Raw genomic sequence first — 25165 nt, 5'->3', positions numbered from 1 at the left:
AGGCCCACCATAAGTCAATAAAATCAAACGCTATGGACGGCGGTTCGCCTGCCTTGACTTGGCTAGCCAAGTGCAACAATGCCTCTAAATCATTGAAAGATAACGATAATGGTGGGCCCGGAGGATGTGCTAGAAACGTCGATTTGATTGGGTTTTTCGTGGGCCAAAATCAGAAGTATTCCCGTATCGTTCCGTAAGGTTCCGCGATGCTCTCACCATCGAATTGGCTGTGCCCTGCTTATATTAGTCCAGCAGCAGCCCAACTTCGAAGGTCCGGCATAGCCTCCGCGTGTGTCGGCTGAGCGCACATCTTAGATCACGCGCGGCCTCCGGGCTCGGCTCGGCCCTGCAACGGCGAATCTAGGACGATCCGCGCTGCTGTAACGTCGCACGCCCATAGGAATCGAGGACACGGGTGATGCTGCCAATCAGCAGGTCATGCGCGACGGGCTCGATCCGACCCGCCGCAACCTCGGCATCGAGTTGCCCCAGATACTGGCTGATCAAAGAGCGGGGAATGTCCCTGTCGCCCAGAAAATCCAGCAGCGTCTGTGTCGCGTGCTGTGCGTCGGGCGTCGGCCAGTAGTAACGGATGCGGTCGCTGAAGGAGAAGTGCCGCTGCACGCGCTGCTCGTCCGGCGTACCCGGATAGTATTTCTGCCAATTGTCCGGCGAGGCAAGCATGACGCGCTCCATCGCCGCCGGTAGGCTTTCACGGGACGGGTCTGGCGCAAGCACGTCGGCGATGTGGCTCAGCCCGTACAACGCCTCGCGCAGCGCGAAGGTGAGCCAGGGTCCAACCTTGAGGATGGCGAAGCCGTCGCGCACCAGAGCCCCAAGGGCCTCGTTTGGCTGGTAGTCGGTCGAATGCGCCTCGAAGACGAATTGCGGCATGCGCCCGAGCACGGCGACCAGCTGCGTCGCCTTCCGCGGCGCGTAGGCGATGATCTCGGCATTACCGAATTCGACGCCCGGCTGGACGACGACGCCGACCGCACGCGCAAAGGCAGCATCGAGGCCAGCGCGCGAAAATGCCTGTCGGTGGATCTCGACGGTGCGCAGGGCGTCATCGGGTTCGGTGACATGCATATGGTCGAGCGCTTCGAGCGCGCCGCCCGGCACCGGAACTTCGGTGCCGATGATGTAGACCGGTTTCTCGCCGCCAATGCGTTCGACCGCCGCCTCGGCGACGGCCGCAAGCGCCGCGGCGCGTGCAGCGATGGTCTCGTCGGCAAGCGCGGCTGGATCGTCGGCGCAAGCCATGCTGGTGTCGAGATGCAGCTTTGTGAAGCCGGCGCAGGCATAGGCGTCGATCATCGCCTTCGCCTTCGTCATCGCCTCGGCGGAAGGAAGATGCTTCCACGGATTGGGACCGAGATGGTCGCCGCCGAGGATCAGGCGATCGAGCGGAAAGCCGGCCCTTTGCGCGTGGCCCTCGACGAAGCTGCGGAAGCCGGCGGGCGTCATGCCGGTGTAGCCGCCTTCGTGATTGACCTGGTTGCAGGTCGCCTCGATCAGCACATCGGAACCGCGCGACGCGCCGTGGCGGAGCGCGGCCTCGATCACCAGCGGATGCGCCGAACAGATCGAGGCGATGCCGCCTTTCTCACCCGCGGCGCGCTTCACCGCGATGCTGGCAAATCTCTGCATCGCGGCCCTCACGGCCGGCCCCTCCCGGCGGTGGTTGCGAAAGCCTCAACCTCGGCCAGCGGAAAGATACCTTCCATTGGCCCCTTGCGAGTAACGGCTAGCGCGCCACACGCATTGGCGATCATGAGCGCCTGGGCGGGTGCCGCACCACGAAGCCAGAATGAGACGAAGGCAGCGCCGAAACAGTCACCGGCGCCGGTCGGATCGACCTCGTTGATGGCAAAGCCCGGCAAGGCCACCGTGCCGTGACGGTCGTGGAAGGCGGCGCCGTCGGCGCCCTTCTTGAAGACGACGCAGGAAACGCCGCGCTGCAGGAGGTCGTCGACCGCGCCCTTTTCGTCGCCGGCCGACGAAAACAGGAACAGTTCGTTGCCGCTCGGCAGGAAGACATCGGTTTGCTTGAGCACTTGGTCGAGCGCTTCGCGCATGCCGGAGGCCTGCATGATCTCGCGGCGAATGTTGGGGTCGAAGGACACCGTCCCGCCCTTGGCCTTCACCGTTTGGATCGCCGACAACGCGACGTCGGTGGCGCGGTCGGAGAACAGTGACGAGCCCATGATATGGACATGGTCGGCGCCGGCCAGCATGCTTGTAGCAGCGGCATCGATCCCGACCAGGCCGGCGGCGCTGTTGCGGATGTTGAAGACAAAGTGCCGGCTGCCATCCGCCCGGTAGGTGACGAAGGCGGTGCCCGTCGCGTAGTCCTTGTGAACCGCGATCGCCGACACGTCAGCTCCCAGGGTCCGCAGCCGCTCGATGTTCAACTGGCCGAAATCGTCCTCGCCGACCGCGCCGATCAGGCCGGCGGGTTGGCCGAGCGCTGCGGCTTGGCCGATGAAGATGGCGGGCGCGCCGGACGGATAAGGCCCCAGCAGCGGGCCCGGTTCGAGAAAGCTCTGGCCGATACGCTCGGCCATGATCTCGACGAGGATCTCGCCGGCTGAGACCAGCTTCTTCATCGCGGAATTCCTCCCGGCGTTTCGCTCCAGTCCGACTGCGGACTTCGGTCGCGCACAATTGTGCCTGGCGGCAATCGACATCCAGAGTCAATACGGCTTGCACTTTTTGCGCCAATTAATAAACTTACGCGTGGAATAATTTTATTATACGCGTTAAAACAGCTACAGTTTTCTGTAAAATTTTGCCTTGCGGTTGCACGCCGGCGCACCGTAAGAAGGTGCCGGACAGCACAAGGAACGAGGTTTCCGGAAGGCGGGGAATCGCTGGCGATGAAGCACAAGACGATGGAGGATTTCGCCCGCTCCTGTGGCGTCTCCAGGCCGACCTTGTCGAAATATTTCGACGATCCGACCAGCGTCAAGCCGGCGACGCGAAAGCGCATCGAGGAAGCGCTGCGCTCGTCCGACTACCAGCCCAATTTGTTCGCGCGCAACCTCAACCGCAAGCGTACCCGCAGCATCGGCATCATGGTGCCGACGGTGGCCGATCCCTTCTATTCGGAGATGGTCAGCCGCATAGAACTCAGGCTGCGCGACGAGGGCTACTGGCCGATCGTGATCTCCTCGCACGGCTCGCGCGAACTCGAAGTGGAGGCAACGCGAACGATCCTGTCGCTGAAAGTCTCCGGCGCGCTGATCGCACCGCTCGGCGTGCGCTCGGACCACCGCACGCTGGAAAAGCTGACGCAGGCGATCCCGGTCGTCTATTTCGACACCTATCTCGAAGGCCGGACGCCGTTCGTCGGCAACAACAACGCACAGAGCGTCTCGACCATCGTCGATTATCTTTGCCGGTCCGGCGCCGCCCCGGTCTATTTCGACATCCCGCATGTCAACCACAACTCGCCGGAACGGCTGGAGAGCTATGTCGCCTCGATGAAGCGGCTCGGGCATGAGCCGGTCGTCATCGGCAACACCGAGGACTACACTTGGGATTTCGAACGGATCGGCTACGAGCAGACGGAAACGATGCTCGACAATGGCGGCCTGGCGGGAAAGACCATCCTGTGCAACAACGACCGCTTGGCCTTTGGCGTGATGGCCGCCGCCTATGCGCGCGGACTCAAGATCGGCCGCAAGGGCGATTGCGACCTGCGGGTAGCCGCCCATGACGATCATCCACTCAGCCGCTACACCTGCCCCGGTCTCACCACCATGGCGCAGGACTTCGCCTCGATGGCCGGGCGCAGCGTCGAGATGCTGCTGGCGGTGCTTGAGGAGGACGACACGGCGGTCGCACCCAAAGTCAGTCTCGATGCGACGCTGGTGATGCGTCAGTCGGCCTGATCTTTCCCAAAAGCCGAATCGAAGCCGCGCCATGCGGCGACCGCAGCGCCAACGGCCTGTCGCGCTGCCGTGCCATGGCGGCCCATGGAAACAAAACCATGGATCTGGCCTGGCCAACGCCGCAGCACGACCGGCACACCGTCATCTTGCAGACGCCCGGCGTAGGCCTCGCCTTCATCAGCGAGGATGTCGTGACCGGCGATGGCGACGAAGGCTGGCGCCGCGCCGGCGAGGCTCTCCGCCCTGAGTGGCGAGGCGCGCCAGTCGTCGATGTCGGCGGCATAGCGGACATAGTGATCGCGAAACCAGGCCATGGTCGAGGCGGTCAGGCCAAAACCTTCGGCGAAGCGGCTATAGCTGTCCGCCGTCTGCGCGGCATCAGTGTTGGGATAGAACAGCAGCTGCGCGGTCAACGGAATAGGATCGCCCCGCGCGAGAAGACTAAGCACCGTGGCGAGATTGCCGCCGGCGCTGTCGCCCGCAACGGCAATGCGCCGAGCGTCGATGCCGAGATCGCCAGGTGCCTCTTGTATGAAGGAGAGCACGGCGCGGCAATCCTCGACCGCGGCCGGGAATTTGTGCTCCGGCGCCAGCCGGTAGGCGGGCGAAACGACGACGCAAGCCGCCATATTGGCGAACCAGCGGCAGATCTCGTCATGGGAATCGAGATTGCCGATCACCCAGCCGCCGCCATGCAGGTAAAGCAGCGCCGGGGCAGTTGCATCATGCGCGTCCTGCCCGCGATAGATCCTGAGCGTCAGCGAACCGCCGGGTCCAAGGATGGCGCGCTCAGTGACCGAAGCCACCGGCTCGCGCTCACCCTGCTGGTCCGGAAGGCCCTCTTCGTAGGCACGGCGTGCCTGTTGCGGTGTACCGGTCTCGAATGGCAAGGCGTCGGCCTGCCGGCCGAGCTCGAGCACATGCCGGGCTTCCGGGTCGAGAGGGGACAGGGACGGCGCTGAAGGCGATGTTATCATGGATCTCCCTCCCGGTCAGGCAAGCAGACCTGCCGCCTCGTCCTCGCCGAGCAGCGGCGGCTGGTCGACAGTCCCATTGACGGCAATTGAGCCGCGGCTTTCGCCCGAAGCCAGGATCGCCTCCATGATCTCCAGAACATGCAGCGCCAGATCGCCGGAGGCGCGGGGCTTGCGCCCATCGGCCAGCGCCCGCGCAAGATCGGCGACGCCTAGCATGCGGTAGTTGGCGCGGTCGGGTGCGACATAGGGCCAGTTGCGCGCACCGTAGAGTTCGGCCTCGCTGGCGAAATCGGCCCAGTCGTCGCCGCGCGCCGAGAGCGAAACTGTGCCGCCGAATGTGTCCGGATCGGGCAATCGCAGCGAGCCTTCGGTGCCGTGCAGTTCGATCGGATGGTTGGAGTGCTTGAACACGTCCCAGGACGCGCCGAAGGTGATGGTGGCGCCAGAGCGGAACTCCAGCAGGGACAGGATGGTGGTCGGCGTGGCGACCTTGAAGCTGGTGTTCTTGTAAGGACCTTCGGCTGATATCAGCCGTTCCTCCTGGCCGCGCGTCGCCATCGCCATGACGCGCTCGACCGGGCCGAGCAGGTTGACCAGCATCGTCAGGTAGTAAGGGCCCATGTCGAAGACCGGGCCGCCGCCTGGCTGATAGTAGAATTGCGGATTGGGATGCCAGTGCTCCATGCCGCGCCCCATCATGAAGGCGGTGCCGGTCACAGCGCGGCCGATCGCACCCTCATCCATCAGCCGGCGCGCCCGCCGTCCGGCAGCGCCGAGGAAGGTGTCGGGAGCCGAGCCGAGCTGCAACCCGCGCGCCCTCGCCTCCTCGACCAGCCGGCGGCCGTCGGCGGCCGATGTCGCCAAAGGCTTTTCGGTAAAGACGTGCTTTCCCGCCGAAAGCGCCGAAAGCGAAATGTCGAAATGCGCCGCCGGTATCGTCAAATTGAGAACAAGATCGATGTCCGGGTCGGCCAGCAGCGCGTCGACGCCGAGTGCGCGGATGCCATACTCCCTGGCGCGCAGCGCAGCCATATCGGCCGAAATGTCGGCGCAGGCGCTGAGCTCTACCCCGCCGAACAGAGCCGCATTGCGCAAATAGGTCATCGAGATGTTGCCGCATCCGATGACGCCGACGCCGAGCTTTGTCTTTGATTTTCTGTGCATTTCAGATCGCACCTCTAACGCGGTCATGGCCTGGCTACAGCAAGGTTCATAGTCGAAAGCCGCTATATAACATTTTAAATATTGACGCGCGTAAAATTTTTATAGAGCATGTGAAAACGCTGGCGCAGCATTGGAGGCCGCCAGCCTTGAGGAGGAGAACATGACTGACATGAAAAACGGCCAACGGCCGATGCGAATCCCGTGGGTCATGCGCGCACTGGATCTTTCCGTCGCGCTAGGAACCGAGACGGGTTCAGGCATAGATCACCTTGGCCCTGATCCTATCAAGCTGGCTGCGTATTGGACCGGGCAGGCCATCGTCGGTGATCACCACATCGACGGCCGACAGCGAAAATGCCTTGGAGGTCCCGCTGACGCCCCATTTGCTCGAATCGGCGAGGAGGACAACGCGCCGGGCCATGCGAACGAGGTTTCGCTTCGTTCGCGCCATGTCTTCGTTCACGTCGACCACATCCAGTGACGAGTCTATCGCATGCGCTCCAACAAAGACCTGATGCGCCACCAAGCCGCCGAGAGCCGTATCGGCATCGGTGATCAGTGTGCTCACCGTGTCGGGATAGACCCGGCCGCCGATCATATGAACGTCGAGCCCGGGACGATGCATAAGGTGCTGCACGATATTCATGGCCGTGGCCGCGACCACGACATTGCTGAGCGGCGGTAACTGCATGGCAAGCTGCATCAATGTCGAGCCGCCGTCGAAGATGACCGATTGGTTGTCCTCGAAGAGGTCTACCGCCGCCCGGGCGATGCGCTTCTTTGCGTCGAGGTTCGCTTGCATCCGCCGGGCGAACGCGGCCGTAGTCGAATCGGTGGTACGGGTCACCGCCCCTCCACGGGTCTTGGTCAGTAGTCCCTTTCGGTCCAGTATCTCGAGGTCGGAGCGCACCGTGACTTCCGACACGCCAAACCCGTCTGACAGGTCCTTCGTGCGAACCTGTCCGCTGCGTTGCACCTCACCCAGGATCGATTGGCGTCTCTGCTCCGACAACATTGCCCTGCCCTTGCCTCCCTGCGCCAGGCAACCGCTCTGGCCTCGGCTCACCTTAGCAAAAATACGCAAATTCGAAAGCTTTCGAAAGATTGTTTTTTTTATTTCTTTCGGAAACACTGGGTCCAGGATTTTGAAATCAAACGATTGGGGAATTTTGCACTCATGAGCCTAGGAACCAAGGTGCGTCTTGCGCGCCTCTTCTCGCATCCATCGGGGAACCTTTTTGGCGGCGCCGTCGACCACTTCGTCGGCTATGGTGACGTGCGCAAAGGCGGCCTTGCCGACCTGCCGGGTGCGCTTGCCCGCGTCATGGCGGGCAGACCCGACTACGTCAGCATCCAGCCTGGCACCGCGCGCCATCTGTGGCCGCAATATGCGGGCAAGGCTTCCCTGGTGATTCAGGCGGGCTGCTTCACTCCGGACGATCGCATCAGCGAGTTGATCGCAACGCCCGAGGATGCGGTGCGCGCCGGGGCCGATGCGTTGGCCGTGGCCATTCCGGTGCGCGGCGCGACCGAGGGCAAATACATACGCTGGCTCACCGATTCGGTAAACGCGGCGGCGCGCTACGGCATGCCTGTGGTGGCGCATATCTACCCACGCGATTTCACCGACGGAGCAAGAATCGTCTTCACCCCCGACGAGATCGCCTATGCGGCGCGCATCGGCTACGAGTCCGGCGTCGACGTGATCAAGATCGGCTACACGGGCGATTTCGAGTCGTTCCGAGAGACCGTCCGGACCTGCCCGGTGCCGGTTGTGATCGCGGGTGGTCCGAAAACCGATACGCTGCTCGGCGCGCTTAAGCAGACGGCGGACGCCATCCGTGCCGGCGCACGCGGTGCCGTGGTAGGCCGCAATCTTTGGGGGCATGGCGATCCGGAGAAGGCTGCGCTTGCCTTTCGGGGCGTCATCCATGACGGCCTTTCGGCGCAAGACGCCCTGGCAAAGGCGGGTGCCTGAACGATGCCCACCTTCCCTTCAATCCTCGGCTTCGGCGCTATTGCGATCGACGACATCGTCTATGTCGATCAGCCGTTGTCGGCGGGCAAGGGGAAGGTTCTGCATAGTGCCCGGTCTTTCGGGGGAAATGTCGCGACGGCGCTAGCCGCCGTCGCGCGGCTCGGCGGAAGCGCCGGGTTCGTCGGATGGCTGGGCAGCGCCGCTGACGACGCCGTGCTGCGCGATCTCGTTGCGAGCGGTGTTGAAACCGAATTCGCGCCGCGCCACCCGGACGCGCGCCCGGTGCGCTCGCGCATTACCGTCGGCTCGGACGGGGAACGGTTCATCGCGTATGACGACGACGCGATGCTGGGCACCGCGTCGGACTTCCCGGACGAGGTCCTCAGCCGCGCGACTGTCCTGATCGTTGATAGCTACGCGATCCGGTCGCTGGATGTCGTGGCTCGCGCTCGCGATCTCGGCCTTGCGATCCTCGGCGATATCGAATGGAGCTGCGGCCCAGCCACGGAGCGGCTGATCGCGCTCTGCGACCATCTCATTCTTCCCCTCGGCTTTGCACGGACTGCCACAGGGCGCCGATCGCCCGCCGAGATGCTCGATGCATTGTGGTCGCCGTCGCGGTCCGCCGTGGTTCTGACCGATGGCGGCAGGGGCGTGTACTATCGCGGGCGTGAAGAGACAGGTCTCTGGCATCTGCCCCCGCACCGGGTTGTGGTCGTCGACTCGACCGGCGCGGGTGACTGCTTTCATGGCGCCTACGCGCATGCGTTGATGCGCGGAGCCGACACCGCAGGCCGGGTGGCATTCGCGGCCGCGGCGGCGGCCCTCTCGATAACGGGGCGTGGCGGGCGCGAGGCGCTTCCGACCGACGATCAGGTCACGGAACTCCTGGCATCGACGAACGCGCCGCCAGCAGTCGAACTGAAAAATGCGTACGTCGATACTGGAACATAGCCTGAAACTATCCGAAGAAACATTTCGCAGGTGAACATAAGCCGAGGAAAATTATAAGAATCATTGGCTTATACTTGTGGAGGGAGGAAGATGGCAGAAGTCATTCTTGAGAATATCTGCAAAACTTACGGGAACAATTTTCGCGCAATCGACCAATTGAACCTATCGGTCGAGGACGGCGAGTTCTTGATCCTCGTCGGGCCGTCCGGCTGCGGCAAATCCACCGCGTTGCGAATGATCGCGGGATTGGAGGACATCACAAGCGGCAGCCTTCGGATCGGCGGAGTCGACGTCGTCGACATGCCGCCCAAGGACCGCGACATCGCGATGGTCTTCCAGAGCTACGCGCTCTACCCGCATATGACGGTGTTCGAAAACATCGCCTTTTCGATGCGGCTGGCAGGCAAGCCGAAGGCCGAGCGCAAGAAGCGCGTGGACGAGATCGCCAAAACCCTTCAACTGACGTCTTTGCTGGACAGCAAACCCGCGAACCTGTCAGGCGGACAGCGCCAACGGGTTGCCATGGGCCGCGCCATGGTGCGCGAGCCGGCCGCCTTTCTCATGGACGAACCCCTTTCCAACCTGGATGCTAAACTGCGTGTTCAAATGCGCGCCGAAATCACCAGCCTGCAAAAGCAGCTCGGCGTAACGACCATATACGTGACCCACGACCAAATCGAAGCGATGACGATGGGCGACAGGGTCGCGGTGTTGAAGGGCGGCGTGCTGCAGCAGGTCGACACACCCAAGAGACTGTATGAGTCGCCGGTGAATGCCTTCGTCGCCGGCTTCATCGGTTCTCCGTCGATGAACCTTTTCGAAGCGACCCTAAAGGGCGGCGAGCTCGGTTTTCGCGACTTCGCCATCCGATTGCAGGATGCAGCTTTCGTCGGCAGGCCCGCTCTGAGGTCCTATGAGGGGCGCAAGATCGTGTTCGGCATACGGCCCGAGGATCTTTATGACAGCAGCCTCGAATCCGGCCGCAATTATCAGACGATACCCGCAAATGTGACTTCGATCGAAGAGCTCGGCTCTGAACATATCGTCCACCTGAACATCGACGCGGTCCGGGTGGACTCCGGCGATCCGGACGCAGCGGAGGATTTTGGCCTGGCATCGAACGCGGTGGCGAGATTCGAACCGGCGAGCGCCATCCACTCCGACTCGGAAATCCGGTTGGCCGTCGATGAGGCCAAGTTCCACTTCTTCGATCCCGAGACGCATCTAGCGATCTGAAGATCTGCAGCAGACCGCAGGCGAGAGGGAGGCGCCTGCGAAAGATACTCGCAAGAAGGCTTCTGAATAAACCAGACGATCGTCCGCATTGTGCGGTCGATCTTGTAGAAGGAGGAGAAAATGATGTTTCGGATGCAATCCGCGATGCTGAAAATAGCCGCGGCCGCATGGTTGCTTGGCGCAACCAGCGCCATGGCGGACACGACGCTGGAATTCACCCAATGGTGGGAGCCTGAATTGCCGGCTGGCTCGCTCAGGGCAATCATGGATGACTTCGAGGCCGCAAACCCCGGAATCAAGGTGACATTCGTCAGCGGCCCCTACGCGACCACGCGAGACCAGATCTCGGTGGGTGCCGCAACCGGAACGCTCAGCGACGTCGTCGGTCTCGACGGCGCCTGGGTGAACAATCTGAATGCGCAGAACGCACTCGCCGACATGAATCCGATGATGGATGCGAGTGGTTTCGACAAGAGCCAGGTCGCGGACATCATCAAGGTGGACGGCAAGGCGGTGATGTTTCCCGTGGCTTCCTTCGTTTATCCGGTCTTCGTGAATTTGGACCTCGCCGCCCAGGCAGGCGTGACCAAGCTGCCATCGACCCGTGCGGAGTTTCTCGAAGCCGCCAAGAAGATGACCCACGCCGACAAGAACCAGTATGGCTGGGTGTTGCCCCTGTCGCTGCAAACGCCATCCGGGGTCCAGAACGACATGATGTCTTGGGTTTGGGCGTCGGGTCAGTCGATGATGGCGAACGGCAAGCCCGCTCTCGAGGGCAAGCCGGTGGTGGATATGCTCACCTTCGTCAAATCACTCAACGACGCCGGCACCATCTCGCCCGGAATCGCCACCAAGACCGAGCAGGAAAAGGTCGAGGAATTCGTCAACGACCGCGTCGGGATGATGATCGACTCGCTCGCGCATGTGAACCTCATCCGCAAACGCAACCCCAAGCTGAACTTCGACCTCATCCCGGTCCCGGTCGTAGAAAACTATACCGGCAAGCGCGGCCTTCCCTATGCCTCCTGGGGCATCGGCATCTCTGCTGCCTCGAAACATCAGGAGGAAGCCTGGAAACTCGTCCAATATCTAATGAGTGAAAAGGTGAACGCCAAGCTGGTGTCGCTTGCAAACGCCTTCCCGGGCAACGTCAACGCCAAACCCGATTTCGTGACCTCGGACAAAGCTTTCGGCAAGGCTTTCGAAATCTTCAAGACCGGTTATCTCGCCAATGAGTTCACGGGCCTGCCGGTGGCTGAAGACCTGATGACCCAGTTCGACGTTCAAGCCCAGAAGATGCTCGCCGGCGAGCAGTCTCCGGAACAAGCTGCAGCCACCGCTCAGAAGGGCTGGATGGCGAAATTCTGATCGGCCTGTTTCTTCGTTTTCGATCTTCGACCGGGGGGCCTGACTTCGGGCAGGCCTCCCGGCAACAACGGATCGGCAATGTGAGACGGACCTGTTTCCGAAGCCCCTTCTCTTGAAGGCGTATCCCAAGGTTGGCATATGACCCGGCAGAAGCGCTCCCGCCACCATAGACTGAAACGAGCGGTCGCACCGTATCTCTACCTGTCGCCCTCGCTCCTCATAATCGGCCTGCTGATGCTGCTGCCGATGGTGACGGTGATTGGCTATTCGTTCCAGAACAGCGCAGTGCTGCGTCGCGACCCGTCTTTTGCCGGACTGAAACACTACCAAGCGATTTTTAACGATCCGGTGTTCTGGGCTTCGCTGTGGCACACGCTCTACTTCACATGCATGAGTGTGGTTTTCCACATGACCATCGGCATGATCTTCGCGCTCATGCTGAACAGCGAGCGCATCAATCCGACGCTGCGCAATATTCTACGCGTGCTCTACATACTGCCCTGGCTGTTCACCGCAGTGATTATCGCCGTGATCTGGCGCCTCCTGCTTGAGCCGAACGGTGTCGTGAATAGCATTCTCATGCAAATCGGCATCATCGGTTCCAAGGTCGAATGGTTTTCCTCGCCCGAGACCGCGCTGCACGCCGTCACCTTCGCCAACATCTGGGCGGGCTATCCGCTTTTCATGGTCAGCCTCCTCGCAGGCCTGCAGGGCATTCCCAAGGATTTCTACGAGGCCGCCGATATCGACGGGGCGAAGGCCTACCAGAAACTGATCTTCATCACGATCCCGCAGCTGATGCCGATCATCATCAGCATCTCGCTGCTCGACTTCATCTGGACCATGCAGGTCTTTCCATTGATCTGGATAACGACGGGCGGCGGTCCGATTTACTCGACCGAGGTCCTCAGCACCTACACGTACAAGCTGGCGTTTTCGAGCTACAACCTGTCGCAGGCGTCGGCGAGCGCCGTGGTCATCCTGCTGATCTCCCTCGGCCTGACGCTGTTCTACATCCGCTATCAAAAGGCTCGGTAGTCACCATGAGGAAAAGGCACTCGCCGAAAGACAGGCTGATCACCGTCGCGCTGCATGTCGCGCTTGCTGCAGGGCTCTTTTTCGCGGCCTTCCCGATCTACTGGATGCTGAGCAGCTCGTTCAAGTCGAATACCGAAATCTTTGCCCTGCCACCAACCGTCCTGCCGAAGGCCTTCACGCTGGAAGCGTATGCGGCCATCCTTGGCGACCCGGTAAAGCTGCGCTTCTTCTTCAACAGCTACTTCGTGGCCGGGGCGGTGACCGTGCTGACGGTGCTGATCGCCTTGCTGGCGGCCTATGGGTTCAGCCGTTTCAATTTCCGCGGCAAGAGCAGCCTCAACACACTCATCATCAGCACGCAGACGATCCCGCCGATCACGCTTTTGATCCCCTTCTTCGGGCTTGTCGTCTCGTATGGCATCTTCGACACCTACGTCGCACTGATCCTGACTTACCTGGTATTTACGCTGCCCTACGCGATCCTGCTGATGACGGGATATCTGAACACCTTGCCTCGCGATCTCGATGAAGCGGTGGCTGTCGACGGCGGCAGCAGCTGGACCGCACTCTGGCGGGTGATCGTCCCGATTTCACTGCCTGGTATCGTGGCGACGTCGGTCTACACCTTCCTGTTGTGCTGGAACGAATTTCTGTTTGCGCTGACGCTCACGAAGTCAACGTCCATGCGCACCGTCCCGATCGGCATCCAGCTGTTGATGGGGCAGCACGCCTTCGAATGGAACCAGATGATGGCGATGAGTGTGCTCGGCTCGCTACCGCTCTTGCTCATCTACCTCGTTGCCCAGAGGTTCTTCCTCGCCGGCATGACCGCGGGCTCGGTCAAGTAGGATGTCCCTTCCACGGAGAACTGATGGAGTAGGCCGCGCATCGAAATCGATGGATTGGACCTTCTCCGCTGGCAGCCGATATCGCCGCGGCCACGGGCGTCGTCACAGCGCCGCTGATCGTGCTGATGCTGTTCTTCCAGCGCCACATCATCGAAGGGCCTTCGCAGGTGGAATCAAGGAATGAAAGGATGAACGTGAAAGACCTCAAAGTCGGCTGCCAGACCTTCACCTGGGAAATGCTCGGAGACCGTTTTGCCGGCGGCCCCGACGACCTGCTCAAAGCGATCGCCGATGGCGGCTATGCCGGCATCGAGATCACCGACACGATGATCGGCCGCTATGCCGGCAAGCCGGCGGAGTTCGCTGCGGCGCTGAAGACATCCGGCCTGACGCTGGTCTCCTTCGCGTTCGGTTCAGACAGCGGCTTCACACTCAAGGAGAAGATCGGCGCCGACCTCGAGACCGCCAAGCGCTGGATCGATTTCGCCGCCGCCTTTCCGGGCGCGATGGTGTCCATGGGCTCGGCCACCGTCGTGTCGGACGGTCCGCGCGACGACAAGTTCGCCATTGCGGCCGCGGTCTACAACAAGGCTGGTGAACTCGGCCGCAAGGCCGGCGTCCAGGTCGCGGTGCATCCGAGCTCGCACCACAACACGATGCTCTACGACCGCGCCGATTACGACCGCATCTTCGGGCTGCTCGATGCCTCGCTGGTCGGCTGGGTGCCGGACACCGGGCACATTTTGCGCGGCCACAAGGACATGGCCGACACGCTCACCACCTATCGCGATCGCATCCGCTACGTGCACCTGAAGGATGTCGATGCGAGCGGCACCTGGGCGATGCTCGGCAAGGGCGTCTGCGACACGGCGAAAGTGATAGAGATCACTAGCGCGGCGCCCAACTTCAACGGCTGGCTGGTGCTGGAGGAGGAATCCGAAACCGCCGCCGCCGATCCGGCCGGAGCGGTCAAGACCAACCGCCAGACCATGCGCGGCTACGGAGCCTGAGACAATGATCCGCAAGAAAGACCGTCGTCTTCGTGTCGGTGTGCTCGGCTGCGGGCCGATCGCGCAATTCGCGCATCTGGAATCCTGCGTGAAGGCGAGCAATGCCGATCTCTACGCGATCTGCGACGCAGCACCCGATCTGCTCGCGCGTATGGGCGCGACCTACGAGCCGCAGAAGATGTATGGCGACTATGACGCGATGCTCGCCGACCCTGCGCTGGAAGCGGTGATCGTCGCCACCTCGGATGCCTATCACGTGCCGATGTCGATCAAGGCGCTGGAAGCCGGCAAGCACGTTCTCTGCGAAAAGCCGATCGGCGTCTCGGTCGAGGAAGGCCAGAAGCTTGCCGACGCGGTCAAGCGCTCCGGCAAGGTGCTTCAGGTCGGCCACATGAAGCGCTTCGACCCGGCTCTCGAAGCGGCGCGTGACTTCGTCCGCGATGAGATGGGCGACATCCTTGGGCTGAAGGCCTGGTATTGCGATTCCACCCATCGCTACACCAACACCGACGCGATCCAACCTCTGCCCATCACCAGCAAACTGGCGAGGAAGCCGGCCGGCAATCCGAAGGCCGATCTCAGGCAATATTTCATGCTGGCGCATGGCTCGCATCTCGTCGACACGGCGCGCTTCTTGTGCGGTGAGATCACCGCTGTGCGAGCCCGCCTCAACGAGAAATTCGGCGCCTATTGCTGGTTCGTCGAGACCGAGTTCGCCAATGGCGCGCTCGGCCATCTCGACCTCACGGTTGCCGTGCGCATGGACTGGCATGAAGGTTTCCAGCTCTATGGCGAAAACGGCTCGGTGATCGCGAAGACCTTCAATCCCTGGTACTTCCGGGCGAGTGAAGTCGACATTTTTCACGAGAAGGACGCCACCTCGCGAAAGCCGCTCGGCGCTGACGGCCATTTCTTCCGCCGCCAGCTCGAAAGCCTCGCTGAGACGGTGCTCGACGGCAAGCCGATGCGCGGCGCCAATGTTGACGACGGGCTCGCCTCGATCCGCGCCATGGTGGCGATCGCGCGCTCGGTCGAGAGCGGCGAACGCGTCGAGATCGCCAGCGTGACGGGAGCGGTCTGATGCAGATCGGGGTGTTCGCCAAGACCTTCCCGGGCAGCGAGCCGGCAGGCGTGCTGGCCGCGGTGCGCAACGCGGGATTTGCCGTCACCCAGTTCAACCTTGCCTGTGCCGGCCTTCCGTCGATGCCGGATGCGGTGCCGGATGACGCCATCAGCACTATTGCGGCTGCGTCCGGTGCCTCCGGCGTCGCTTTGGCGGGGCTGTCGGGCACCTACAACATGGCGCATCCGGACAAGGCAGTGCGCGACGACGGCCTGCGTCGTCTTGGCGCGGTCATCGAGGCAGCGGCAGCGCTTTCGGTTCCACTCGTCACGCTCTGCACCGGAACGCGCAATCGTGACGACCAATGGGCGCACCATCCTGACAATGCCGATCCCTCGGCATGGACCGACATGGCGGTCGAGATGGAAAAGGCGCTCGAACTCGCCGAGCGTCACGGTGTCGATCTTGGGATCGAGCCCGAACAGGCCAACCTCGTCACCTCCGCCCCTGACGCGATGCGGCTCATCGCCGAGATGGGTTCGAAGCGGCTGCGCATCGTGCTCGATCCGGCAAACCTGTTCGAACAGGCGGATGCCGCGCAGGCGCGCGCCATGGTTGCGGCTGCAGTCGAGCGCACGGCAAGCCATGTCGCCATGGCCCATGCCAAGGACCGTTTCGCCGACGGCCGCTTTGCCACCGCCGGGCAAGGCGTCGTCGACTTCGCCGACTTCATCGCCCGGCTGAAGGCGACAGGTTTCGAGGGGCCGTTGGTGACGCATGGGCTTTCGGCCGGGGAAGCGCCCGGCGTCGCCCGTTTCCTCAAGGGGCTGCTGTGATGGCGCGCCCGACGATCCTGCTCCGCGATGGCGCCGCGCTTCGGGTTTCCGATACGGGCGACGGGCTGGCGGTCGTCTTTCAGCACGGGCTGGGTGGCGGCGAGGCGCAGGTTGCGCAGACCTTCCCCACAGGCTTTCGTCGCATCACGCTCGAATGCCGCGGCCATGGCGGCTCCGGCCTTGGCGAGCGCCGGCCATTTTCGTTCGAGATGTTCGCCGACGATGTGCTCGCGGCCGCCGACCAGGCCGGCCTCGATCGCTTCGTTGCCGGCGGCGTCTCGATGGGTGCCGCGATCGCGCTCCGCCTCGCCTGCCGCCATCCCGACCGCGTCGCCGCGCTGGTGCTGGTGCGGCCGGCGTGGACGTTCACGGCAGCACCGGTGAACATGCAGCCTATAACCGAGGTCGCCGAACTCATCCTCGACCGTGGCGCCGAGAGCGCGCGGAGTATCTTCGCGCAATCCGAGACGGCGACGCGGCTTTACCGCGAGGCGCCCGACAACCTGTCCTCGCTGTTCGGCTATTTCGACCGGCCGGACGCCCACGCCTTTGCGCAGGTGCTCGCCAACATCGCCGCCGACGGGCCCGGGATTTCCGAGCGCGACGCCGCCGCCCTGCGCATCCCGACGCTGGCCATTGGCAACGCCAGCGACGCGGTCCACCCGCTGTCGGCCGCCTATAGGCTCGCCGCAGTCATCCCCAATGCGATCTTCGCCGAGATCACCCCCAAGGCGCTCGACAGCGCCAGGCATTTCACCGAATTACACGCCGAGATCTCGGCCTTCCTTCACGCCCACTCGAACGTCCGGAGCCTCATTCCGTCATGACCAGCAAATCTCTCTCAGGCCCCGCCGCGATAGCCGCTCTGCCGCGCAACCGGCTGCTCGGCGAATTCTCGCTGTGGTCGGCCGATCTCGCCAACATGGAGCGCGACCTGAAGCGCATCGAGGCCCATGCCGATCTGCATCACGTCGACGTCGCCGACGCCCGCTTCACCCCCGGCTTGCTGTTCTTCCCGGATCTGGTGGCGCGCATCGCCAAGCTGACGGCGAAGCCGATCCATGTGCATCTGATGGTCGAGGCCGAAATCGTCGAGGCGCAGACGCGGCAGTTCATCGAGGCCGGCGCCGACCTCATCACCATCCATGCCGAGAATGGCGAGGCGGGCTTGCGCGCCGTCAAGCTGGCGCATAAGCTCGGCGCCGAGGCCGGCGTCGTGCTCAGGCTGGAGACGCCGGTCGCGGCAATCGTGCCTTTCCTGCCCGAGGTCGCGTTCGTCACGCTTCTCGGCACCTTGATCGGCGTCAAGGGCCAGAGCCTGTCCGAGCAGGCCTGCCCGCGTCTCATCGAGGCGCGCGCGCTGATCAGGAAAGCCGGCCGCGAGGCCGACATCGTGCTCGCCGCCGATGGCGGCATCCGACAAGAGACGGTGCCGCTGCTGCGCGCCGCCGGCGCCGACACCGTGGTGCTGGGCTCGCTCGCCTTCGGTGACCCTGACCTTGCGCAACGCATCGCCTGGCTGCACGGGCTGAAAGCAGCCGCCCGATGAGCACGCTTGCGCTTGCCTTCGATCTCGGCGGCACGGAGCTGCGCGGCGCGCTGGTCGAGCGCGGTGGCGACGTCGTCGCCCGCGTCTCGGCGCCGACGCTTGCCGTCGCAGGATCGGAGGCGGTGATCGGCCAAATCATCACGCTGGCGGACATGTTGCTCAAGGAGCACCCACAAGCGAAAGTCACCGGTATCGGCATGTGTGCGCCCGGCCCGCTCGACCCCAAGGCGGGCATCGTCATCGGGCCGCCGACACTGGCCGGCTGGCACAATGTGCCGCTGATCGACATCCTCAGCCGGCAGTTCGGCCTGCCGGTGCGGCTGGAGAACGACGCCAATGCGGCGGCCCTCGGCGAATGGCGCTTCGGCGCCGGCCGCGGCACCGGATCGCTGGTATTCGTGACCGTGTCGACCGGCATTGGCGGCGGCGTCATCGCCGATGGCCACATCTATCACGGCAGGCGCGGGCTGGCGGCGGAGATCGGCCACATGACCATCACCGGCGAAGGCGACCGCTGCTTCTGCGGCGCCGTCGGCTGCTTCGAGGCGGTCGCCTCCGGTACGGCGCTCGGACGGTGGGCGACACGGCTGACCACGCCGGGCGACGGCTCGCTGCTCCGGCGGCTGTCCAACAATGGCGACGTCTCGGCGCGACACGTCGTCGAGGCGGCGCGAGCGGGTGATGTGGCGGCTCGCCGCCTGGTCGAGGCCGAGGCGCGGTGGCTGGGCATCGGCTTCACCAACCTCCTGCATCTCTACTCGCCCGACCTGATCGTGATGGGCGGCGGCCTTTCCAACGGCTTCGACCTCCTGGCACCGACCATCAGGGCGACCGTCGAGCACCGCGCCATGCAAGCCTATCGCGACGTGCCGATCGTTCCGGCCGAACTTGGCGACCGGGCGGGCCTGGTCGGCGCGGCGAGCCTGATCCTATGGGAGGGCGAGCCCGGCACGGCGCTGGCGATGGTGCAGAACGAGGAGACGACAACCGGCGCCAGGGAGGCAAGCCAAGGCTGAGCTCAAGCTGCGCGGCGCGCGCAAATCCTATGGAGCCGCCGAGATCATCAAGGGTATCGACCTCGACGTCGAGGACCGCGAATTCATCGTCTTCGTCGACCCGTCCGGTTGAGGGAAGTCCACGCTGCCGCGCATGATCGCCGGGCTGGAAAGGATCAGCGCAGGCGACCTCATGATCGACGGCGTGCGCGCCAACGACATCGACCCGTCCGCGCGTGGACTGGCCATGGTGTTCCAGTCCTATGCGGCCTATCCGCATATGAGCGTGGCCGAGAATAGGGGGCTTCGCACTGAAGATCGCTGGGCTGCCGCCGCAGGAGCGGGAGCGCAAGGTGAAGGAGGCGGCCGACGTATCCGGAATGGTGGCTCCTGGCCGCAGCCTGCGCTCTGCGGAGGATCGACAACGCGCGGATCGGTAGCCGTTTGCGAGAATGTCCATCTCAAGAGTCTTAAGGCGTAATCTGTAGTGCAAAGGTGTCAAATGCCCACTCCCAACAATCCTCCGGCCGCGGTCAGACGCGCCCTGCGCAGGCTGGGAGCGAATATCCACGATGCCCGGCGGCGGCTCCCAATGGCGCTGGTGGCGAGCGCGCCTTTACCTCGCGCTCGACCCTGCAACGGGTCGAGGCGGGCGACACGAATGTCAGCACCGGCATATATGCCGCCGCAATCACAGCTTCCTTTGGCTCGGAAAGACGGCGCGCGAGCGACGGATGAATCGACCGAATTGACAAAACCATCGTGCAGCGTTCACCTCATTGCTCTCTAACAATGCTTCCGGGGGGCGGCTTTGCTTTTCTTTCCATCTCTCTGCCGTGCTGTGCTCTTGACTGTGGCCTTTTTTGCAGCACTGCCGACGATGCCGGCACTGGCATGGGCCCCGGATACTGTCATGACCTTCCAGGTGATCCGGAACTCGGACCCCGCATGTGAACCAACCTGCCCTGCGTGGATCTACGCTGCAGGTTCGATTGAAACCTCGTCCCCATCGGCTTTGCGCAAGCTGCTGAAGAGCCTCGGCGCAGTTCACCTGCCCATCGTCTTGGCATCGAATGGTGGTGACCGTCAGTCCGCCCAGGAACTCGGCAGGATCGCCAGAAAGAACAAGCTGACAATCGCTATTGGGACTTCACCCGTAGTTTGCAAAGACAAAGCCTCGGTCTGTCGCACGATGCCAGAGATTGACGGCCAAGGTCGATTCGAAGAAGCCAACTGCCTGTCTGCCTGCCCCTTGTTCCTTGCTGGTGGCGTCAAAAGGCTCAACAGCGACCGCAACTTTATCGCGGTCCACAAGGGACAAGCCGTCCTGTACTCAAATGGCGACAGGACCTTCACTCAAATAAAATCCGCCAAGAGGGTTGCCAAGGTTCTAGCCAATGCTCACCTGGAGAAGAAGCAATATCTCCGGGAAATGGGCGTGGCCGTCGCGCTGGAGGATGAGGCTTTCAAGCATGGCGGCGACGACTTTTATGAAGTCCCGATCGATCGGCAGCGGAGTTGGGGCTTGATCACCGGCTCAGTCGAAGAGTTGGATTTCACCGATCCCCAATTCTGCAAAAGACAGCCGCTCCCCGAGAATTGCGTCCCAAAACAAAATGGCCTGCCACGACGTAAGTCATGAAAATGGGTGGCTTATTTCCGCGCAGCCACTCGACCGGAAGAGATCAGCCGCGTATCTCAGTCAAGCAAGCCGCCGTTACGAGGCCAACCGGCTCTTAAGCCGTTTCTCGCGGAGACGGGTGCCAGCCCGCCAGGTGCGGGCGGTTTGTCGTCCGTCGTCTGCTGGGCGATCCGTACCAGATCGCTGAGCGCCGAACGGATTTGCGGCCAGGGAAACTCGGAGCATTCCACCCAGGCCTCACCCTCGCGCAACACGGCATCGAGCTTACCCGCCACGCCGGCGACAGTAGTGGCAGGCGTCGTTGAGAGCGCTTGCATCAGATTCTGCGCCCGGTTGGCAGCCTCGCGCTCAGCTCGAAGGGCCGCAGCATAGCCGCCCTCCTCCGCAGCCGTGTCCCAGCGTGCCTTATGCGCCGCGAGGTCAGCTTCGGCCTTTTCCCGGAGATCCGCTGTGTCCGGGCGCTTGCCGAGCACTTCATTGAGCGCCTCGATCGAGTGAACCATCACATCCTCACCCTCAGGCAGACACACGGTTGCGCAAGGAAAGCCGACGTTCGAGATAAGCCTCGTCTCCAGGCGCTGCTGCTTGCGGCAAAGCCGCTCGGTCAGCTTGTGGGTTTTCTCCCATTCCCGCCAAAGCGCCAGCGCTGGGTCAGAAGGCGCAGTCGTCCTTCCGGCGTCGCCTGCGGACGCGTTACCTTGGAGTTGCCACGCGGTGGTAGCCGCGATGGTTCCGGCAAGCACTTGTCGGCGAGTGACGAAAGGCAGAGTCGTGGTATTCTCGGAATCACCCATGATCCGAGCTCCTCAGAAGCTTCGGTTGTGGTCAGCTGGATGGGATGTGCGGACATCCTCTCCAGCTATTTTTTGCACGCTAGAGCAGTGTTGGGGCTAAAGTGCACCAACGCCTGCCGCGGCCAATTCCGTCCCGCGGCGCTGGTTGATACGCACGCTACGAGAACAGGCATTGATAGAAAAAATATCAATTGGGCACGCCGAATGTCAATAGAAAATCTATCAAAACTGCGGCAGACGGTTAGTACGCGCCAAATCAAAGCGGCGCGCGCGTTGCTTGGGTGGTCCCAGGCGGACCTGGCACGCCACTCTTCGGTGTCTGAGCCAACCATAGCTCGTCTGGAGGCCGAAGACGGCCCACTCGGGGGGCGCCCTGAAACCGCAGCGAAAATTCTCAGGGCATTGACCGATGCCGGAACAGAATTCATGCTCGAGAACGGTAGCGGACCTGGAGTGAGACTTATCAAAGCTCGCCAAAGCCCTGAGTGACCCGCGTTCGCTCCTATCGTCCACATGCAGTCAGACACGCGCTCATCGCGCGAGGCCTGAACTAGCGCTCTCACTCGTTGAGGAAGTCACAGTTCATTTGCTGCGTTGTCCAGACCCATCTCACATCCCGATCCCAACGCCGCGCTTTCTGCCGAAGCTCCAGTCGATGCCGCCGCTGTCTTGCACGAGCCCGCTGATGTGCTGGCCGATGCGCTTGTCGAGCATCGGCTGCCAGGGAACGAGCTGAAACCCGAGCCCGTCGTCCAGCATGGCGAAGCGCCCGCTGGCAAGATGGACCGAGCCAAGGAGTGTGCCGCCGACATGGTTGCCGGGCTGGACTGGCTGGAACGTGAGCCCGCGCGCAGCGGCCATTTCCTTGCCGACGCGCGCGACCTCCTGGCGCTCCAGCGTGGCTACGAGGTCGCGCGAGAAGGTGATCGTCCGGGTAGTCGCATCGCGTTCGGCAAGGCCCATCCTGACGAGCTGGGCAGCCCGTCTGTCGAGCGCGTCGTCGACGTCAAGACCGAAGGCTGACCGGACCAGCGGCACGGGGGTCCTGGCCGTAAGCTCTCGGTCGAGCCAGGTGGCGCCGTCGTTGCCGACCTGCGCGTCAAGATCGAACGTCGAAAGCACGCGGACGGAGAAGTCTTTTGCGCGGTTCTGGCCATCGTAGGCAATGCCGCGCTCGGACAGGTCTTGCGGAATGCGCCAGTGGTCTTCGTCGATGCGTTCGACGTGGCCGGCCCGGCGCAGCGCTTCGAGACGGCGGACATGGAAACGGACGAAGGCGTCCGGATCCTTGCCCTGCTCCAAAAATGCCTCGCGGATTGCCTCCAGATGTCTGCTCGGCCGATAGATACCTTCCTCGCCCGCTACGACGCTGATGTTGCGGTCGGCCGCACGCGGCTCCTCCTTCGGCAGGATCGGGTCGAGCGCCACGATATGGTCGCGCTGGATGTCGTCGAGCTTTGCCGCATCCGCGGTCTCGACATAGTGAGTACGCCCGTCGACGCCGTCGATGACGAGCGACAGCCGGTCGCTCATCTCGTCGCCGGCGAGCCCCTTGGTGAGCACACGGCCGACGACCGGCTCGGTGATGGTCTGCCGGTGCAGGACATATTGGGCCGCGCCCCGCTCATCGGCGAGGCCGTGCTCTTCCAGCGCCCGGTGCATGGTCTTGATGATGTCGTTGCGCTCACCAAGCGCTCGCAAGGTACTTTCGGCCCTGTCGGAAACCACCCATCGGCCGGGCTCGATCTCGTTCGCCAGGCCGAAGTGCTCCAGCTTCTTTGCACGATCGATGAGCAGATAGCGGTTGCTGGAAATGGTGTAGCTGTCGCTGGCATTGGGACGCAGGTCGACAAGATCGTGCTCCTGCTGTTCGGCGATCAGCATGCGGTCGAGGCGGGTCAGCCGTTCGGCTTCCACCTCGCTGGCCAGCTTGCGGGCGACCTCGATCTCGCTTTGTAACCCAAGCTCCCGTTCCACCAGCTCACCTGCCCGGTGACGGATGCCATGGGCGATGTAGTCGCCGGCGATGTTCAGGATCTTGCCGTCATCGGTGATGCCGCGCACCAGGACGTGGGTATGCGGATGACCGGTGTTGTGATGGTCGACAGCGATCCAGTCGAGGCGCGTGTTGAGGTCGGTCTCCATCTGTCGCATGAGATCGCGGGTGAAGGAGCGCAGGTTTTCCATCTCGGCGGCATCCTCCGGCGCGACGATGAAGCGGAACTGATGCCGGTCGCCGCGCCCGCGCTCGACGAAGGCCTTGCTGTCGGCCTCGTCGTCGACGGCCGAGTATACCCTGCCCTTCTCGCCGTCCCTGGTCACGCCGTCGCGCTGGAGATAGCGCAGATGCGCATCGACGGCCTTGCTGGTCGTCACGAACTTTTGGCCGCGCCCAGTCCCCTTGCCTCGCCCCGGCAGCTTGACGACGCGCGCCTTCACCACGACGCGGCGGGAGCGAAAGCGGACGCCATTGCCGTCCTGCTTCCACCCGCCACCGTCCCTTGGCAACCCGGCCACCACCTTGCCGCCGCGGCCGCGGGCATTGAAGCGGCCACTCCCCTTTCCGCCGCTGCTGCTTGCTCCGAGGCGATAGGGATTGCCGCCTTGCTTGCGGATCGCAATCTCGACCTGGCGCACAAAGGGCAGCGTCCGTGAATTGACCGGCGCGCCGCCATGCCGCATCCGGCCGGTGCGAACCTGGAATCTGTCGCTGACACGATCTGCCATGACGACAGCATCGGGAGTCGCATTTGGTGCTTCAAGATGGCCGGAACGCAGAGCGGGCTATGGCGCGCAAAGACTTGCCGCGGCGAAGAATGGCGGATCGCACATCGCTGCGGCACGATAGTTTTGCATTTCGGATCAACAGCATAGCCATAGCTGTAAGCCCCGCACCTCGCGCGATTCCGCCTGATGTCGGCCTGGGCCCGAAAAAACAATGTGCAGACAAATACTTACGAGCGAAGCGAGTGCGAGCGCCAGCTCGCTTTATCTTGCCGTCCCTCCCCGTCCCTGTCCCCTGTCCCCTGTCCCCTGTCCCCGTCTCCCTAAACCACCCTCCCAAGCCACTTCCCACAAGGTAGCAGACCGAAAAAACGTCTCCAGGAATGCCGCCGTCAACGTGATGTTACGGAACGGCGCTTTGACGAACAGCCTAACTGCGCGGGCGTCGCGGCAGACGTTGGTGCACCGACAAGCTATCCGGCAGCGGCTCGACCGCAGTTAAGTCAGTTACGGCAACGTTCATCGGCGACTAAACGTTGGAGGGATGAATCGCCGCTAACACTATCTCAGCAGCAACATTGGCGTCGCGGTCGCCACGCGATCGGAAGACATCCTGAATGTCCGCGGTGTGCGCGAAAACCGACGAAGGGATTGCGCTCGTTCTGCCAACTCCCTGCCTGGGCCTGTCGGAATGAGAACGGTCCCGATAATCAATAGCGCGGGTTTTCTGACGTAGTCGATTGTCTCGCTCGGCAGCGGAGAGGTGCTGTTGATATCGTCCATGACCGGCAATGTAGGCAGCGAGGAAGCCGATGCGGCCAAAGCGGTCGAGCATCTCGCGATTGTCACGAGGTTGATAAGAATCGATGCCGAGATCTACTTGATGCGCAGTTCTCCCATATCGCTGGTATGATCTGCATCAGCTCCATCGCGCCCTTCGCGACACGGCATGAACATCGTCAACGCACTCGACGTGTATGTCGGCGCAAGCAATCTCCCCGGAATGGTGGAGGCTCTGCGCACTCGCGGATATACGCTGGCCACGGACCGCCGGATGAGATGCTAGTGTCAGAGCGAGCCGTGCGCTCACCAC

23 protein-coding genes and 2 pseudogenes are annotated in these 25165 nt (G+C 62.9%); 18 read left to right on the top strand and 7 right to left on the bottom strand.

Features of this window, described 5'->3' with window-relative positions; genetic code table 11:
* Positions 1-360 precede the first annotated feature (360 nt).
* The gene (locus tag NKI72_RS19920) at positions 361-1650 is read right to left on the bottom strand and encodes a D-tagatose-bisphosphate aldolase, class II, non-catalytic subunit (RefSeq protein WP_352850600.1); all 1290 of its coding nucleotides are present in this window, start codon (positions 1648-1650) and stop codon (positions 361-363) included.
* Between the two features lie 8 nt (positions 1651-1658).
* Entirely contained in the window at positions 1659-2609 is a 951-nt protein-coding gene (locus tag NKI72_RS19915) for a sugar kinase (RefSeq protein WP_352850599.1), read from the bottom strand.
* 264 nt (positions 2610-2873) lie between these two features.
* Between NKI72_RS19915 and NKI72_RS19910 the strand changes: the two genes are divergently transcribed.
* Positions 2874-3896 (top strand): LacI family DNA-binding transcriptional regulator, encoded by a 1023-nt coding sequence (locus tag NKI72_RS19910; RefSeq protein ID WP_352850606.1) that lies wholly within the window; start codon positions 2874-2876, stop codon positions 3894-3896.
* On the opposite strand, the gene NKI72_RS19905 is transcribed toward NKI72_RS19910, so the two are convergent.
* From NKI72_RS19905 to NKI72_RS19895, 3 genes are all read right to left on the bottom strand, one after another.
* Positions 3884-4873, bottom strand: coding sequence for an alpha/beta hydrolase (locus NKI72_RS19905; protein ID WP_352501406.1), 990 nt, complete (start codon positions 4871-4873; stop codon positions 3884-3886). The two genes, NKI72_RS19910 and NKI72_RS19905, sit on opposite strands and share 13 nt — an antisense overlap.
* Before the next feature lie 15 nt (positions 4874-4888).
* Complete coding sequence (locus NKI72_RS19900; protein ID WP_352850597.1) at positions 4889-6037, bottom strand: Gfo/Idh/MocA family protein; 1149 nt, start codon at positions 6035-6037, stop codon at positions 4889-4891.
* Between the two features lie 253 nt (positions 6038-6290).
* Complete coding sequence (locus tag NKI72_RS19895) at positions 6291-7052, bottom strand: DeoR/GlpR family DNA-binding transcription regulator (protein ID WP_352501408.1); 762 nt, start codon at positions 7050-7052, stop codon at positions 6291-6293.
* A 162-nt stretch (positions 7053-7214) separates the two neighbouring features.
* Here NKI72_RS19895 and NKI72_RS19890 point away from each other — a divergent pair, with 162 nt between their 5' ends.
* From NKI72_RS19890 to NKI72_RS19820, 15 genes and pseudogenes are all read left to right on the top strand, one after another.
* On the top strand, positions 7215-8015 hold the full coding sequence (locus NKI72_RS19890) for a beta/alpha barrel domain-containing protein (protein WP_352501446.1): 801 nt from the start codon (positions 7215-7217) through the stop codon (positions 8013-8015).
* A 3-nt stretch (positions 8016-8018) separates the two neighbouring features.
* On the top strand, positions 8019-8969 hold the full coding sequence (locus NKI72_RS19885; protein WP_352850596.1) for a PfkB family carbohydrate kinase: 951 nt from the start codon (positions 8019-8021) through the stop codon (positions 8967-8969).
* 90 nt (positions 8970-9059) lie between these two features.
* Positions 9060-10205 (top strand): ABC transporter ATP-binding protein, encoded by a 1146-nt coding sequence (locus NKI72_RS19880; protein WP_352850594.1) that lies wholly within the window; start codon positions 9060-9062, stop codon positions 10203-10205.
* A 120-nt stretch (positions 10206-10325) separates the two neighbouring features.
* Entirely contained in the window at positions 10326-11573 is a 1248-nt protein-coding gene (locus NKI72_RS19875; RefSeq protein ID WP_352850593.1) for an ABC transporter substrate-binding protein, read from the top strand.
* Positions 11574-11711: 138 nt separating this feature from the next.
* Positions 11712-12611 carry a carbohydrate ABC transporter permease gene (locus NKI72_RS19870; protein ID WP_352850592.1) on the top strand — a complete coding sequence of 300 codons (900 nt, stop codon included), beginning with the start codon at positions 11712-11714 and terminating at the stop codon, positions 12609-12611.
* A 5-nt stretch (positions 12612-12616) separates the two neighbouring features.
* Positions 12617-13459: a carbohydrate ABC transporter permease gene (locus NKI72_RS19865; RefSeq protein WP_352850590.1), complete on the top strand. Its 843-nt coding sequence runs from the start codon at positions 12617-12619 to the stop codon at positions 13457-13459.
* 188 nt (positions 13460-13647) lie between these two features.
* Positions 13648-14469, top strand: coding sequence for a sugar phosphate isomerase/epimerase family protein (locus NKI72_RS19860; protein ID WP_352850588.1), 822 nt, complete (start codon positions 13648-13650; stop codon positions 14467-14469).
* A 4-nt stretch (positions 14470-14473) separates the two neighbouring features.
* A complete protein-coding gene (locus NKI72_RS19855) occupies positions 14474-15550 on the top strand; it encodes a Gfo/Idh/MocA family protein (protein ID WP_352832728.1) in 1077 nt (358 codons plus the stop codon).
* Entirely contained in the window at positions 15550-16368 is an 819-nt protein-coding gene (locus NKI72_RS19850) for a sugar phosphate isomerase/epimerase family protein (protein ID WP_352850585.1), read from the top strand. Before NKI72_RS19855 ends, NKI72_RS19850 begins: the two co-directional genes overlap by 1 nt.
* Positions 16368-17195 (top strand): alpha/beta fold hydrolase, encoded by an 828-nt coding sequence (locus NKI72_RS19845; RefSeq protein ID WP_352850583.1) that lies wholly within the window; start codon positions 16368-16370, stop codon positions 17193-17195. The genes NKI72_RS19850 and NKI72_RS19845 overlap by 1 nt, the downstream gene beginning before the upstream one ends.
* Positions 17192-17917, top strand: coding sequence for a ribulose-phosphate 3-epimerase (locus NKI72_RS19840; protein WP_352850581.1), 726 nt, complete (start codon positions 17192-17194; stop codon positions 17915-17917). The genes NKI72_RS19845 and NKI72_RS19840 overlap by 4 nt, the downstream gene beginning before the upstream one ends.
* Complete coding sequence (locus NKI72_RS19835; RefSeq protein WP_352850580.1) at positions 17914-18933, top strand: ROK family protein; 1020 nt, start codon at positions 17914-17916, stop codon at positions 18931-18933. The genes NKI72_RS19840 and NKI72_RS19835 overlap by 4 nt, the downstream gene beginning before the upstream one ends.
* 7 nt (positions 18934-18940) lie before the next feature.
* A pseudogene (locus NKI72_RS19830) lies at positions 18941-19286 on the top strand (ATP-binding cassette domain-containing protein); the annotation flags it as partial.
* 128 nt (positions 19287-19414) lie between these two features.
* Positions 19415-19611 (top strand): annotated as a pseudogene (locus NKI72_RS19825) (hypothetical protein); the annotation flags it as partial.
* 214 nt (positions 19612-19825) lie between these two features.
* Entirely contained in the window at positions 19826-20554 is a 729-nt protein-coding gene (locus tag NKI72_RS19820; RefSeq protein ID WP_352616336.1) for a hypothetical protein, read from the top strand.
* 56 nt (positions 20555-20610) lie between these two features.
* On the opposite strand, the gene NKI72_RS19815 is transcribed toward NKI72_RS19820, so the two are convergent.
* Positions 20611-21348 (bottom strand): hypothetical protein, encoded by a 738-nt coding sequence (locus NKI72_RS19815; protein WP_352850578.1) that lies wholly within the window; start codon positions 21346-21348, stop codon positions 20611-20613.
* Between the two features lie 39 nt (positions 21349-21387).
* On the opposite strand from NKI72_RS19815, the gene NKI72_RS19810 reads away from it, so the two are divergent.
* The gene (locus tag NKI72_RS19810) at positions 21388-21837 is read left to right on the top strand and encodes a helix-turn-helix transcriptional regulator (RefSeq protein WP_352850576.1); all 450 of its coding nucleotides are present in this window, start codon (positions 21388-21390) and stop codon (positions 21835-21837) included.
* A gap of 120 nt (positions 21838-21957) precedes the next feature.
* On the opposite strand, the gene NKI72_RS19805 is transcribed toward NKI72_RS19810, so the two are convergent.
* Entirely contained in the window at positions 21958-24075 is a 2118-nt protein-coding gene (locus NKI72_RS19805; RefSeq protein WP_352850574.1) for a DUF3363 domain-containing protein, read from the bottom strand.
* 778 nt (positions 24076-24853) lie between these two features.
* Here NKI72_RS19805 and NKI72_RS19800 point away from each other — a divergent pair.
* Positions 24854-24985, top strand: coding sequence for a hypothetical protein (locus tag NKI72_RS19800; protein ID WP_352850572.1), 132 nt, complete (start codon positions 24854-24856; stop codon positions 24983-24985).
* Positions 24986-25165: the final 180 nt, after the last annotated feature.

Source organism: Mesorhizobium sp. M0437 (assembly GCF_040321335.1).
In the GTDB taxonomy this organism is placed as follows: domain Bacteria; phylum Pseudomonadota; class Alphaproteobacteria; order Rhizobiales; family Rhizobiaceae; genus Mesorhizobium.
This window is presented reverse-complemented; position numbering and strand designations above follow the sequence as displayed.

Coding starts and splice junctions, on each gene's coding strand:
- NKI72_RS19920 (WP_352850600.1), bottom strand. CDS start 1,650: ATGCAGAGATTTGCCAGCATCGCGGTGAAGCGCGCCGCGGGTGAGAAA.
- NKI72_RS19855 (WP_352832728.1), top strand. CDS start 14,474: ATGATCCGCAAGAAAGACCGTCGTCTTCGTGTCGGTGTGCTCGGCTGC.
- NKI72_RS19805 (WP_352850574.1), bottom strand. CDS start 24,075: ATGGCAGATCGTGTCAGCGACAGATTCCAGGTTCGCACCGGCCGGATG.
- NKI72_RS19845 (WP_352850583.1), top strand. CDS start 16,368: ATGGCGCGCCCGACGATCCTGCTCCGCGATGGCGCCGCGCTTCGGGTT.
- NKI72_RS19850 (WP_352850585.1), top strand. CDS start 15,550: ATGCAGATCGGGGTGTTCGCCAAGACCTTCCCGGGCAGCGAGCCGGCA.
- NKI72_RS19880 (WP_352850594.1), top strand. CDS start 9,060: ATGGCAGAAGTCATTCTTGAGAATATCTGCAAAACTTACGGGAACAAT.
- NKI72_RS19875 (WP_352850593.1), top strand. CDS start 10,326: ATGATGTTTCGGATGCAATCCGCGATGCTGAAAATAGCCGCGGCCGCA.
- NKI72_RS19835 (WP_352850580.1), top strand. CDS start 17,914: ATGAGCACGCTTGCGCTTGCCTTCGATCTCGGCGGCACGGAGCTGCGC.
- NKI72_RS19860 (WP_352850588.1), top strand. CDS start 13,648: ATGAACGTGAAAGACCTCAAAGTCGGCTGCCAGACCTTCACCTGGGAA.
- NKI72_RS19820 (WP_352616336.1), top strand. CDS start 19,826: ATGACCTTCCAGGTGATCCGGAACTCGGACCCCGCATGTGAACCAACC.
- NKI72_RS19810 (WP_352850576.1), top strand. CDS start 21,388: ATGGGATGTGCGGACATCCTCTCCAGCTATTTTTTGCACGCTAGAGCA.
- NKI72_RS19890 (WP_352501446.1), top strand. CDS start 7,215: ATGAGCCTAGGAACCAAGGTGCGTCTTGCGCGCCTCTTCTCGCATCCA.
- NKI72_RS19895 (WP_352501408.1), bottom strand. CDS start 7,052: ATGTTGTCGGAGCAGAGACGCCAATCGATCCTGGGTGAGGTGCAACGC.
- NKI72_RS19815 (WP_352850578.1), bottom strand. CDS start 21,348: ATGGGTGATTCCGAGAATACCACGACTCTGCCTTTCGTCACTCGCCGA.
- NKI72_RS19900 (WP_352850597.1), bottom strand. CDS start 6,037: ATGCACAGAAAATCAAAGACAAAGCTCGGCGTCGGCGTCATCGGATGC.
- NKI72_RS19800 (WP_352850572.1), top strand. CDS start 24,854: ATGACCGGCAATGTAGGCAGCGAGGAAGCCGATGCGGCCAAAGCGGTC.
- NKI72_RS19905 (WP_352501406.1), bottom strand. CDS start 4,873: ATGATAACATCGCCTTCAGCGCCGTCCCTGTCCCCTCTCGACCCGGAA.
- NKI72_RS19915 (WP_352850599.1), bottom strand. CDS start 2,609: ATGAAGAAGCTGGTCTCAGCCGGCGAGATCCTCGTCGAGATCATGGCC.
- NKI72_RS19870 (WP_352850592.1), top strand. CDS start 11,712: ATGACCCGGCAGAAGCGCTCCCGCCACCATAGACTGAAACGAGCGGTC.
- NKI72_RS19885 (WP_352850596.1), top strand. CDS start 8,019: ATGCCCACCTTCCCTTCAATCCTCGGCTTCGGCGCTATTGCGATCGAC.
- NKI72_RS19840 (WP_352850581.1), top strand. CDS start 17,192: ATGACCAGCAAATCTCTCTCAGGCCCCGCCGCGATAGCCGCTCTGCCG.
- NKI72_RS19865 (WP_352850590.1), top strand. CDS start 12,617: ATGAGGAAAAGGCACTCGCCGAAAGACAGGCTGATCACCGTCGCGCTG.